Below are 11,859 nucleotides of genomic sequence, written 5' to 3' on the forward strand. Positions count from 1 at the left end.
GAATGGATTATAGCATGGAGAAATATTATATATTTATATAAAAAATATAAAGCTGACGTTAAGCCTTAAATTGACTCTTGACAAGTTTTTTAAATAACCTATTTTAAAACAACAATAAATGATTAAATGATTTTTGTATCAAGATTCAAACCCATTACTTCTAATAGATCGTTTTGATTATATAAATTCACTAAATGCGCTTCTACTCCTATACAAATTCCTTCTAGCGGAAGATCATTTGGATCCTGACCAAAGGGATCTTCAATTTCAACCCCTATTGCTTCAATACCTATGAATGCAAAACTTATAAACGTAGTCGCAAGTACTGTAAACCATCCGAGACTATCAACAAGACCAATCGGTAAAGTCGCACAAAATATAATCAATAAAATTTTTATATGAGCAAAATATGCAAAAGGAATAGGTGTTGTTTTGATACGATCACATCCACCCACAGATGTAAGTAACGTATTCAAATCCATTTCCATACTAATTATCGCATTTGGATGAATTTGCCCCGTTTTCAAACCTTTTGATAGTATAGTTTTCAACATAAAAACTATACTAATCGGTAAATGATTGGACTCAACCAAAAGTGCTTTTTCCTTCTCAGAACAGACAGCGAGCAATGATTTCACTTCAGATAGATTTTTTTCCTCTCTCAAGTGTCCTTTCGCTAACTTTGGAAATGCAATTAATAAATGTAAAAATTTTATTTTTTCCTGCTCCATACTCTTCCCTTTAGAATCCCAATGACATAAAAAACTAATTGCTAAATTTCTAGTACAAGCACCAATCGTGCCAAAGAGCTTTCTACCTTCCCAGTACCGATCATAGGCAGTATTCGTACGAAACACTAATAGTAATCCTAAAGCTCCTCCGACGATTACCCAAGGAGTCTGATTTATATTTATTTCTGTATAGTAATAATTAATCACAGCTACTATCGTTGAAATACACGTATATAATACGATTTGCGGGAAAATATCTCTTATAATTGTCCCTTTTAATGTAAATATTTGATGTAAACTATTTTGATTATTGTAATGAACCATATTTACAAAAACCTCTTTCTCTATTAACCTTTTATTCTTTTAAATCATGAAAGTATACAATTAAATAATAGAATCATAAACCCTATCATTATGAGGCTGGTTAAGATTATTTCTTTCAATACTGTTACTCCTTTTTTCAAAAAGATAAAATATCTTATTTAATTCAACAACAAATGTTCACTATTCTAAATCTCGACGCATCATTTTAGAATTCGCAATGAACAACGCACTAATTAATACAAAGATTGCACAGGCATATAACAATAAATCTAACGGACTATCGTGATCTATAATAATAAGACGAACAATAGCTGTTATACCTATATATATAAAATATCGTAATGGAAAATGAAAATTCATTTGAAAATACTTTATAATCATTACGATGAATTCGAAGTACAGAAAGAATACGACGATACTATCAATTAAATGATAACTAGATTCATTACCATCCAATTTCAGTTCTTGTATAAACTGAATGACTTCTTTCATAAGAAATACACTTAGAACAACCCCTAAGCAAATTAAAGCTACATTTAAAATGTACTGTAAAACGATAGGGAAATACGAAAACACTATTTTAAAATTCTTTAACACAAACATTTTTCTCCTTTACCATATAAAACGAAAAGCGAACATACACTACAATTCAATTATCATTATATTTAATTTTTATTTTTACAAATAATAAGGAACGACAAAATAGGTAAAGATAAGATTTCACCTATTTTGTCTATATAGCAGCACAACAAAATTACAATTAATTACTTCAATGCAATTGGTTGTTGTTGTGTCACACAATGTATCATACCGCCGTTTTTATACAACTCCCTCACATCAATACCGACTACTTTACGATCTGGGTATAACTTCTGAATCGTATCGTTTGCGATTTTATCATTCGGATCATTATAATTAGGCACTAATACAACTGTATTCCCAATATAATAATTGATATACGATCCCTTATAATCGAGAGTTTTTCCATTCTCTAAAGCAACCTTTTCTTTACTAAGCGGCAAGTATTCATACTTATATTTCTGTCCTGAAGCATTTTTGGCATCTAACAATGTATCCATATCTTTATTAGATAAACCCCATTCAGCTAGGTCATCTTCTTTCATCGTTACAATGGTAGATTTATTATGGAATTTAGCAAATCCATCAATATGAAAGTCCGTAATATCTAAATTAGGTACTCCGTCTAACCAAATAAAGTTTGATACCCCAAGGTCACTTATATATTTTTCAATTTCCTTTTCTGATAAATCAGGATTTCTATTTTTATTCGTTACCGCACTTCGAGTTAATAAAGCAGTCCCATTGCTGTCTAATTCAATTGCGCCGCCTTCAAGGACAAATTTCCCCCAATCAATTCTTTCAATTCCTGATTGTTTACTAACATTCTTACGTATTTGAGCATCATTTTTATAAGGTGTCTTCTTCCCCCAACCATTAAATGCTGGATCTAATATTTTGAGATTTTTGTTGCTGTCATAAACAAAAATTGGTCCACTATCCCTTGCCCATACATCATCAGTAGGCGCGATAAAGAAATCAATCTTCTCCATATTTAACCCTTCATCTGTTAAAAGCTTATTGATTCTCTCCTTTTCTTCCTGGTCATATGCAACAATGTGAACTTTCTCACCCTCAGTTAAAGCACTTGCCATCTTAACCCAAATAGGTTCAACTTCCTGCTTATACTCTTCACCATATGTGTATTCATGTGGCCATTGCAGCCATGTACCTTCATGTTTATCTTTTTCATCTGGCATCGTATATTTCCCAGCATTTTTCTGTACCTCTACTTTTTCTCCTTCTTTCCCTTTAACATTTTCATTGTTACCCTCAAAAGAGCATCCACTAATAATCGTTGTAGATAATGTAGCTATTAAACAAAACTTTATTGCTTTTTTCATTTTTCCAACCTCCTGTTCTTGTCTCCAATACTGTAAAGCTTCACATAGTGTGAAGCTCAAGCTTTTTTATCAATGTAAAAATTACCAATTGTTCTTTGCATTACTTATCATTTAACTACCTATTTAGATTTATTCAAATGCCAATCACCTTTTTTACCTATTTATCCCGCCATTTGTGGGCAGTAAGACCCCCACCTCAAAATTCAGCGAAAGCAAAGAAGTTAGGTGGGGCCCTGCTGATTAAAGTTTCACTTTATTCAGTAAGTAAAACTTTACAAAATAAAAAAATCGGTATTGATAATTACATATCAATACCGATTTTTTTATAATTACTTTCCTTCTATTAAATCATTCGCCATTTTCCTAAATTCTTGATTAAATGCATCATTCATACCATTTTGGACGTTAGAAAATAATATGACAAACGTTCGTTTATCCCAGTTAAAATTATTAAAAGTGTTCCAGCCAGCTAATACACCGTGGTTATGATAATAATCTGGGTAAATATAGAAACTAAATCCATATTTTCTTGCAGGTGATGCAGAAAACATATCTGATACACTTTGTTTGGAAAGTAGTTTACCATCCATAATAGCTTCATCTAACTTTTTCATATCTTCAACAGTCGTATACATTTCACCACAACCATACAGCCAGTTCATTTTTAAGCGAGGCGTGGCTATTAACTTATTATCTTTTTTCGTATACCCTTCTGCTAAGAAAATATCTTCTGGGAGTGTTGCGCCCATTCCAGATTCATTCATTTCAACAGGAGTCAAAATATTTTCTTTCACATATTCAGCAAGTGGTTTATTCGATATTTTTTCTACAATATATGCAAGCACCATATAATTATAATCTGTATATTTCCATCCTGTCCCTGCTGGAAATTGTAACGTTTGTGCCCCAATCCACGTTACTAATTTTAACCGTGATGCTGCGTCAACACTACCTTGTCCCTGTTCTGGTAATCCAGACGTATGTGTTAACAAGTTTCGTAACGTAATGTTTTTATCTGCCGGAAACGATGGGATATATTTATTTACATTGTCTTCAATGTTCAACTTCCCTTTTTCTTTTAGTTGCATAATAGATATTGCAACTACTGTTTTCGTAATAGACCCAATGCGATATTTCGTTCTTGGCGTTGTTAATACTTGATCTTTCACATTCGCATAACCGTAGCCTTTTCGTAAAATGACATGATCTTTACTTGCTACAAGAACACTCCCATTAAATCCTTTATCTTTTAAGTACTGATCTAGTTTTCCAGCTGCAATTTCATAACGCTTTTTCTCATTCGCATCAACTTCCTGCTTAACATCTTTTTGCTTATTATTTACATTAGAAAATGCCTTTGTATCATATTTTTTTCCTTTATTTGCATGTATTAGTGTAACAACACTCCCACAAAAAACAGCAAAAATAAAGAAAACGATTAACCATTTCTTTAACATACTAGGAACCCTCTTTTATCTAGTTTCACTTAACGTACATCCATTCTATTTTATATCTTTTAATTATCAAGTATATTATAATATTATTTAATATTCACTCTGTTAAAACTAGATTCCTTTTTCTCATTTTCAATTTTTACTACTCTCTATTGTATTTCTTTCTTGCAAAATTTCCAACATACAATCGGATGCATTACACTATAATTTCAAATTCTTTTGTAACATTTGTTACATACTAAAAAGAATGGAGATGTAATATGAAAAACACCGATAAACGCAATCGTTTAGATGATAAAATGTTTCATTATCGGATAATAAAAAACAACATGGTATTAATTGAATATTACAGAAAACAGATTATGGTATTAAAAGGAAATGATGCTGAAAAATTTTTAAATAAAATAAATCATGCAAATAACGATAAAGAAAAACAGCTAATTATGGCTAAAATTACAGGTAATTTCAAAAGAGGTAATGAACGAAATTGAAAACGAATCTCATTTACATTTTGATTATACAACAAATAAAAAAGAAATGTTGCTCATTCAACATTTCTTTAGACTTTCTTCATAAAAAATTTACATTGCTAACATTCCTTCATTTTCTATACTTCCTATATAAGCTAACCGCTGAAATAGTTAGTAATACAACTATGCATAACCACGCGTACGTATATCCCTTCTTATCTACAATATAACCAAATAAAGCAGGCGCAACAATAATAGCAATTTGATTTAATGTAAGTGCAAAACTCACTGTCATCCCTACCGATTCTTCACTTGCTGATTCCGCAACTTCAGTTATAAAAAGACTAAACCATCCAATTGAAAAGAACCCTAACAATGCACTTACGCCATACAATACATTCGTTATTGTATGTATGCTCATTACTAATATTAGAATGAAGAAAATAGAAATACAAACAGTTATAAATAAGGGGGTACGCCTATTCTCCTTATAAAATAAATCACTAGTAGCTGCTAATATAACCCTACCAACCATTCCAGAAAAGAACATAACGGAAAATACTTTTCCAGCTAAAATTGGCGTGATTGATTGTTCCAATACTAAAAATTTTATAAAGTGTGCAACTAACACCATTTGCAATGAAATCATACAAATGCCAGTTATATAAATTGCATACAACTCTTTTTTACACATCACTTCTTTTAACTGCATCCAAAAAGAAAGTTTACTACGTTCTTGTTTAACTTTCTCTTGAATATATGGTTCCTTATAAAATATAAAAAATAAAAACCCTCCAATTATACAAATGCATGCAATGCTATTTACCGCATAGGCCATATTATATTTTATTATAAGAAACGGGATCAATACTCCCGCTAATGTACCACCAATCGGTATACCGGCTTGTCTAATCCCCATCGCTAACCCGCGATTTTCTTTTGAGAACCACTTCATTATCACCTTACTTCCTCCTGGCTGCGAAACACTATAAAACGTTCCTACTAATAAAAGTACAAAGAGTAACCCATTAAATCCATTGACCATATTAGTCAGTAAAAACGAACCCCCTAGTAAAAATAAACTTATCGAAATTAACAACTTTTCATTGTATTGATCAAGTAGCCGCCCAACAAAAAGCATACAAAATAGCGGTCCTATATTTACAACACTTACTAACAATCCACTCTCCGTATTCGTAAGTGCATATTCTTCTTTCCAAAATAAAGCAAATGCTCCAACACCATACGTTATAAGTGTCGCTGTTGTTTGAGCAACTGTCGCAAAAATTAACATAACCCACTTATAAGTACCATTTATCCTTTCTTCCATTAACACAATAATCCCTCCATCCCCTTCCATTGTATGAAAGTTCTGATATCATATAAAATAAAGATTTATCATGTAATCCATCAAAAAAAATGATACCTTTTATGGAGGGATGATACTTGGATATAAAAGATTTAACTGTATTTTACGAAGTTGCGAAAGAAAAAAACATATCTCACGCAGCTAAAAATTTAAACTATGTACAGTCTGGCGTAACGATGCGTATGAAACAACTAGAAAACGAACTAGGTGTACCTTTATTTTACCGAAACGGAAAAGGTGTAACTTTAACTTCTAACGGTGAGATTTTATTAACATACGCTAAACAAATTATCCACTTAATGGATGAATCTGTTAAAGCAGTTCAAAGTAATGGGATCGAACCAAGGGGCACTTTAAAAATTGGATGTACAGAATCTACAACCGCTGTAAGACTTCCATCTATATTAACGGCCTATTATGAGAAATACCCAAAAGTCGAATTGATTTTAGAATCAAATACGACGGAACAATTGATTAGGTTTGTAATAGAACGAAAACTGGACGGAGCGTTTATAGCTGGCTCTACTCAGCATGCTGAACTTCATACAAATATATTTCGTGAAGAAGAATTAGTTCTCATTAGCAAAAAGCCTTTATCTTCCTTTAAAGACATAGGAGACATGAATTTACTTGCATTTAGTCACGGGTGCTATTATAGAAATTTATTAGAAAATTGGCTTCAAGAAGAAGGAATTTCACCTAAACGAGTATTAGAGTTTGGAACAATTGAAGCGATACTCGTATGTGTAAAATCAGGTATGGGCGTAGCAATTATGATGAAGTCTATTTTAAATGGTCATAAACATGACATATCATTCAATCCTTTGCCAAATAGCTTCAAAAAAGTTCCTACTACTTTTATTACTAGAAAAGATATATATCACTCTGCTGCATTACAAAAATTTATGGAGATGACTCTCAATGCGTGAAAAGAAAATACGTGGTATGAAACGAAAAACAAACACTATGATAAAGCGAATTGAGGAACATACAAAAACATTCCCTTCTACTTTCTATAACGATGAATATTGGAATATGCTATTGCCAGTTTCGCAAGCTTTTATTGACTCTCGTAAAACACCTAGAAAAGTAAAGCGATTATGTATTCAAACCTTATTAAATCAAGCAAATCATTTAATAAATATGAAACCGAGCGATACACATACATATCGAGTTGTTGTTTTGATTTCTATAAATAATTTGTGTGATTCGCAAATCATTATATTTAAAAATGAGAACTACTTTCATAATTTCTTTAATAGAAATAGTGAATTTCAAAAATGGATTCTTCTTTCAAATGAAATTGATTTTTGGGAGATATGGAAAATTTTGGTTTATCATTCCTTCCAAACACTTCGCTTTCAAGAAATTATTTATGATGAAGATGAATGCTATGAAAAAGAGATTCTGTTTATCGGGGAGTTAAATTAAAAAGGGTATACCTAAAACACTGGTATACCCTTTTCCACTTATTTTTCCTTCAATACACTATGTAATCGATCCGGATAATTTGTAAACATTCCTGTAGCACCCCATTTGATTAACAGTCTCATATCTGGTTTCTCGTTAATTGTATAAGGGTGAATTAACAGTCCATTTTTCCTAGCCATTTTCATATATGACTCATCAATAATTAGTTCTCCGTTATCATTACGTAAGTTTGGTCCAATACCAGCTGCATACTTTTTAATTTCTTGAAAATCATCATTCGTTACACTTTTCGGTTCATGTGTAATGCCAGACCATTCGACAATTTCATTGTTTTCATTTGGATAATACCAAAGCAATTGAACTAACGGAATATTTTCATTCATACTATGAATCTTTTTCAAACTATCTTTACTAAATGATTGAATCATAACACGGCTAGAAGACATGTTTTGACCTACTAAATTATATTTTTGTAGCAACGCCAACAATTTCTCTTCCATTCCTGGATACACATCTGGTGATTTTGTTTCAATATAATACTTCATACTTCTTCCATACTTTCGAAAAATTTCTTCAAGAGTTGGAACTTTTTGCCCAACATACTCTTGCTTAGCCTTTTCTGGATACGCTTTATTAAACCATGATCCTGCATCTAAACTCTTTATTTCGCTTAACGTTTTATCACGTACTTCGCCTGTTCCATTTGTAGTGCGATCAACTGCTGTATCATGCATTGCAATTAATTGGCCATCCTTTGTTAATTGGATATCTAACTCTAAATAATCCGCTTTCATTTTTTTCACTAGATTATAAGAAGCAAAAGTATGCTCAGGTGCATGTCCACTTGCTCCGCGATGTGCAATATTTAAAAACTTATTCGCATTCCCCTCATGCTTTCCTTCTGTCTTTGCATGAACAGCTCCCCCAGCAAAGATACTTCCCGTCATAAAGAAAATAACTAAAACGCTAATAATTTTTCTCATCCTTCTAACCCTTCCTACGTTGCAAATTTCAACAAGCTAATGAGATTTACACGAAATAGAAGACACACTTTCAATATTTTTATAAACCTATATTAAAATTCCAATCTTACAAATATACTTTCTCTATATTATTAATATAGAAAACTAGTATTATCCTATTTAATTCCTATAGCCCTCCTTTTCACATGTAACTCCCTATTTTGTACGGTTCATTCAATAAAAAAAGCCATAAATTATTTAGGCTACACTCCTGTATCCCTAAATAAATTTATGGCTTTTCTCAAATATCTCCGGCCTCGATTAACTTGTCGAAATTAATCATACCAAACCTATTAATATTTGTGAATATTATTTTTTCAGTACGACGAAGCTTTAACCAGTATAAGTTATATATCTCATACTAATTAGTATTTGAACCTATCGAATTTTTCTGTACAGCCTGATTCCTATCTAACTTCTTTAATTTCCATTCATACAAGATAAAATTCTATTATCATTTGACGTGATATTTACGTAAACCTAGGTTTTATTTAATTACAAATTCTTAATTTCGTATATCTTTTCTTGTAAGTTTAGGTTTCTTTTGAGAATGTGGTATATTTACATGTCCCGAAGCAGCCGTGGATTGTCTCCTTTCCTTTCTTGACAGTCTAGGCTTCTTTTGAGAATGTAATTTTTTTAAATGTCGCGAAGTAATACCTTGTTTTTTGAAATCAAAGTAAAAATACAAATGTGTACTTAGCGCTAGGAAAACAACTGAAATAAATGACAATATAACGATTAGCACAATCGCCATAGCTTTTTGGCTCAAAATCCCAATAATAACTTGACCAATCATATAACCTAAACCAGAAAAATATACAATTTTAGGAATTTTCACATCTTGATCAGTTGTCCCCCTTAAGCGGGCTGTAAAATATTTAATCCAGAATAATTCAGATTTATAAACAATTAAACTATATGCAATAAGCGATAGAGTAAAAAATAAAGGTGACTCTATTTCTACGAATTCGTAAGCAAACTTTTGTACAGCTATGAAGCTACAAAATGAAATACTTAAAGCAACAAATCCAGAATATAGTAAATGTTGCAATTGAGGCTGCCGAGGCTTATGAATAGAAACCCAAATTCCCCATAGATTACATATCACATAAAATGGTAAGGCTACGTAAGAGTATATATTGAACGGTGGAAATATGAATAAAATGATAAGTAGCATAAAATTCATGATAACCCACATAAAGGCCCCTACAACATTCCTTATATCAAATGGTATTAATATTCGTATACAATCCACTATGTTGTTGCCATTATATTTGTCCATTATGCATCCCATCCATTTCCTCTCTCTTAAAATCAATATATATGCATATATACGCTCCAGATATACTAAACACAACAGCCAATAAAGAAAAGACTAAAATTAAGACCGTCGCTAAACCGTTTTGTGATAATGTACCTATACATATTTGTCCAATAACATATCCCAATCCTGATAAATAAACAATTGGAGAAATTTTTATATTTTCATTTTCTTCATTGTTTAATCGCCTTAAAAAACTTTTCATTCCAATAGAAATCAATTTATAGATTGTAAGAATGTAAAGCAGAAAAGTAACAATAAAAAATAGAGGTGTTTCAATTTTAATAAAAGTATATGCAATCTTTTGAATCACTATAAAGCTTCCAAAAGAAAAAGTTAGCCCCATAAATCCATTATATAAAATGTGTACCAACCTTGGCTCATTTGGTTTATAAAAAAATACCCATACTCCCCATATATTAGCAATGGAAATAAAAGGTAAAATCACGTATAAGTATATAGTAAAGGTTGGAGGAAATAAAAATGGGGTTAAAATCATAAAATTAATAACTACCCATACCATAACGACACTCGATCTTACACTGCCAGGCATCAATTTCTGAATAATTTGTTCTGTGCTTTTTCCGTGGTATTTTTCCATATTACTCTCCTAAAAACTAAAAAATTTTATCTAAAGTTGCTCCGATTCCAGATTTAACTCTATCTTTTATCGAATCCTGTTTACCATCATGATTCCAATCACCTTTGTTAAATTTGATTCCATCAGTTTCTATATTAATTTCTATAAAAACATCCAAGCTTATTCCACTCCAATAAAAGATCCGTTTGCTGCATCACTAATAAGAAATAATGTAAAAAAAACTGCTTGTTTAAACAGTTTTTTACATTATTTCTTATTTTATTTTAGATAATACATTTTTTTGGAAAGTACGCTCTTCCTGATCTTCATATCCAGTTGAAACAACTTCTTGAATATCATCATGATTAAATAAATAAGTGAAATCTGGATTAATATAGCCTTCTGGATAAGGACATCCCATATAATCGAATTTTCTTATCTCATCTGTTTCCACTTGTTGTTTACGTCCAAAAATCATGAGTTTCTTTGTACCTTCTTTTAAAATTACAATAGAGCCTATAGGAAAAAGTTGCGAATTCATTGTATGGCTTCCTCCTTATTAATTGTATTTTGTTAAGAATTTAAGGAATCTAGCTTGGTTTTCCGCTTCTTTAAATCAATATATACACATATGTATACACCATATATACTAGACACAACAGCCAATAAAGAAAAGACTAAAATTAAGACCGTCGCTAAACCGTTTTGTGATAATGTACCTACACATATTTGTCCAATAATATATCCCAAACCTGATAAATAAACAATTGGAGAAATTTTTATATTATCATTTTCTTCATTGTTTAATCGCCTTAAAAAACTTTTCATTCCAATAGAAATTAATTTATAAATTGTAAAAATGTAAAGCACAAAAGTAACAATAAAAAACAGAGGTGTTTCAATTTTAATAAAAGTATATGCAATCTTTTGAATCACTATAAAGCTTCCAAATGAAAAAGTTATACCCATAAATCCATTATATAAAATGTGTACCAACCTTGGCTCATTTGGTTTACAAAAAAATACCCATCCCCCCCATATATTAGCAGTCAAAAGAAATGGTAAAATTATATATAAGTATATAGTAAAGGTTGGAGGAAATAAAAATGGGGTTAAAATCATAAAATTAATAACTACCCACACCATAATGACACTCGATCTAACACTGTAAGGCATCAATTTTCGAATAATTTGTTCTGTGCTTTTTCCGTAGTATTTTTCCATATTAATCT

The 11,859-nt window shown here is 31.1% G+C and carries 13 protein-coding genes and 1 pseudogene; 3 read left to right on the forward strand and 11 right to left on the reverse strand.

Translation table 11 applies throughout. From position 1 onward, the window contains the following. Window positions 1-122 precede the first annotated feature (122 nt). From AC3EMB_RS16905 to AC3EMB_RS16920, 4 genes are all read right to left on the reverse strand, one after another. Window positions 123-1,055: a bestrophin family protein gene (locus AC3EMB_RS16905; RefSeq protein ID WP_000233823.1), complete on the reverse strand. Its 933-nt coding sequence runs from the start codon at window positions 1,053-1,055 to the stop codon at window positions 123-125. A 180-nt stretch (window positions 1,056-1,235) separates the two neighbouring features. Continuing rightward, window positions 1,236-1,652 (reverse strand): phosphate-starvation-inducible protein PsiE, encoded by a 417-nt coding sequence (gene psiE, locus AC3EMB_RS16910; protein ID WP_000916570.1) that lies wholly within the window; start codon window positions 1,650-1,652, stop codon window positions 1,236-1,238. Window positions 1,653-1,819: 167 nt separating this feature from the next. Beyond that, window positions 1,820-2,977 (reverse strand): agmatine deiminase family protein, encoded by a 1,158-nt coding sequence (locus tag AC3EMB_RS16915; RefSeq protein ID WP_016080772.1) that lies wholly within the window; start codon window positions 2,975-2,977, stop codon window positions 1,820-1,822. A 329-nt stretch (window positions 2,978-3,306) separates the two neighbouring features. Next, window positions 3,307-4,434, reverse strand: a complete 1,128-nt coding sequence (locus tag AC3EMB_RS16920) for a serine hydrolase domain-containing protein (RefSeq protein ID WP_078401308.1) — start codon at window positions 4,432-4,434, stop codon at window positions 3,307-3,309. Window positions 4,435-4,691: 257 nt separating this feature from the next. On the opposite strand from AC3EMB_RS16920, the gene AC3EMB_RS16925 reads away from it, so the two are divergent. Further along, window positions 4,692-4,922: a hypothetical protein gene (locus AC3EMB_RS16925; RefSeq protein WP_000798787.1), complete on the forward strand. Its 231-nt coding sequence runs from the start codon at window positions 4,692-4,694 to the stop codon at window positions 4,920-4,922. Window positions 4,923-5,031: 109 nt separating this feature from the next. On the opposite strand, the gene AC3EMB_RS16930 is transcribed toward AC3EMB_RS16925, so the two are convergent. Next, window positions 5,032-6,261 carry an MFS transporter gene (locus AC3EMB_RS16930; protein WP_141558580.1) on the reverse strand — a complete coding sequence of 410 codons (1,230 nt, stop codon included), beginning with the start codon at window positions 6,259-6,261 and terminating at the stop codon, window positions 5,032-5,034. 86 nt (window positions 6,262-6,347) lie between these two features. On the opposite strand from AC3EMB_RS16930, the gene AC3EMB_RS16935 reads away from it, so the two are divergent. Both AC3EMB_RS16935 and AC3EMB_RS16940 read left to right on the forward strand, forming a co-directional pair. Further along, a complete protein-coding gene (locus AC3EMB_RS16935; protein WP_488517167.1) occupies window positions 6,348-7,199 on the forward strand; it encodes a LysR family transcriptional regulator in 852 nt (283 codons plus the stop codon). Next, window positions 7,192-7,701 carry a DUF3916 domain-containing protein gene (locus tag AC3EMB_RS16940; RefSeq protein WP_488517168.1) on the forward strand — a complete coding sequence of 170 codons (510 nt, stop codon included), beginning with the start codon at window positions 7,192-7,194 and terminating at the stop codon, window positions 7,699-7,701. Before AC3EMB_RS16935 ends, AC3EMB_RS16940 begins: the two co-directional genes overlap by 8 nt. A 38-nt stretch (window positions 7,702-7,739) precedes the next feature. On the opposite strand, the gene AC3EMB_RS16945 is transcribed toward AC3EMB_RS16940, so the two are convergent. The 6 genes and pseudogenes from AC3EMB_RS16945 to AC3EMB_RS16970 form a co-directional block, all read right to left on the reverse strand. Next, window positions 7,740-8,684 (reverse strand): glycerophosphodiester phosphodiesterase, encoded by a 945-nt coding sequence (locus AC3EMB_RS16945; RefSeq protein WP_488517169.1) that lies wholly within the window; start codon window positions 8,682-8,684, stop codon window positions 7,740-7,742. A gap of 544 nt (window positions 8,685-9,228) precedes the next feature. Then, a complete protein-coding gene (locus AC3EMB_RS16950; protein WP_053563881.1) occupies window positions 9,229-10,020 on the reverse strand; it encodes a hypothetical protein in 792 nt (263 codons plus the stop codon). Continuing rightward, a complete protein-coding gene (locus AC3EMB_RS16955) occupies window positions 9,995-10,648 on the reverse strand; it encodes a hypothetical protein (protein WP_488517170.1) in 654 nt (217 codons plus the stop codon). Before AC3EMB_RS16955 ends, AC3EMB_RS16950 begins: the two co-directional genes overlap by 26 nt. A gap of 16 nt (window positions 10,649-10,664) precedes the next feature. After that, a pseudogene (locus AC3EMB_RS16960) lies at window positions 10,665-10,784 on the reverse strand (WXG100 family type VII secretion target); the annotation flags it as partial. Between the two features lie 117 nt (window positions 10,785-10,901). Next, window positions 10,902-11,168: a DUF4176 domain-containing protein gene (locus AC3EMB_RS16965; RefSeq protein ID WP_488517171.1), complete on the reverse strand. Its 267-nt coding sequence runs from the start codon at window positions 11,166-11,168 to the stop codon at window positions 10,902-10,904. A gap of 32 nt (window positions 11,169-11,200) precedes the next feature. Then, on the reverse strand, window positions 11,201-11,851 hold the full coding sequence (locus AC3EMB_RS16970; RefSeq protein WP_053563878.1) for a hypothetical protein: 651 nt from the start codon (window positions 11,849-11,851) through the stop codon (window positions 11,201-11,203). Window positions 11,852-11,859 lie beyond the last annotated feature (8 nt).

The organism is Bacillus sp. LQ16, from assembly GCF_057784645.1.

What these genes read in the sequence shown, in the direction of transcription:
- AC3EMB_RS16925 (WP_000798787.1), top strand. Translation starts at nt 4,692, where the DNA reads ATGAAAAACACCGATAAACGCAATCGTTTAGATGATAAAATGTTTCAT.
- AC3EMB_RS16920 (WP_078401308.1), bottom strand. Translation starts at nt 4,434, where the DNA reads ATGTTAAAGAAATGGTTAATCGTTTTCTTTATTTTTGCTGTTTTTTGT.
- AC3EMB_RS16940 (WP_488517168.1), top strand. Translation starts at nt 7,192, where the DNA reads ATGCGTGAAAAGAAAATACGTGGTATGAAACGAAAAACAAACACTATG.
- AC3EMB_RS16955 (WP_488517170.1), bottom strand. Translation starts at nt 10,648, where the DNA reads ATGGAAAAATACCACGGAAAAAGCACAGAACAAATTATTCAGAAATTG.
- AC3EMB_RS16905 (WP_000233823.1), bottom strand. Translation starts at nt 1,055, where the DNA reads ATGGTTCATTACAATAATCAAAATAGTTTACATCAAATATTTACATTA.
- AC3EMB_RS16970 (WP_053563878.1), bottom strand. Translation starts at nt 11,851, where the DNA reads ATGGAAAAATACTACGGAAAAAGCACAGAACAAATTATTCGAAAATTG.
- AC3EMB_RS16950 (WP_053563881.1), bottom strand. Translation starts at nt 10,020, where the DNA reads ATGGGATGCATAATGGACAAATATAATGGCAACAACATAGTGGATTGT.
- AC3EMB_RS16965 (WP_488517171.1), bottom strand. Translation starts at nt 11,168, where the DNA reads ATGAATTCGCAACTTTTTCCTATAGGCTCTATTGTAATTTTAAAAGAA.
- AC3EMB_RS16945 (WP_488517169.1), bottom strand. Translation starts at nt 8,684, where the DNA reads ATGAGAAAAATTATTAGCGTTTTAGTTATTTTCTTTATGACGGGAAGT.
- AC3EMB_RS16915 (WP_016080772.1), bottom strand. Translation starts at nt 2,977, where the DNA reads ATGAAAAAAGCAATAAAGTTTTGTTTAATAGCTACATTATCTACAACG.
- AC3EMB_RS16930 (WP_141558580.1), bottom strand. Translation starts at nt 6,261, where the DNA reads ATGGAAGGGGATGGAGGGATTATTGTGTTAATGGAAGAAAGGATAAAT.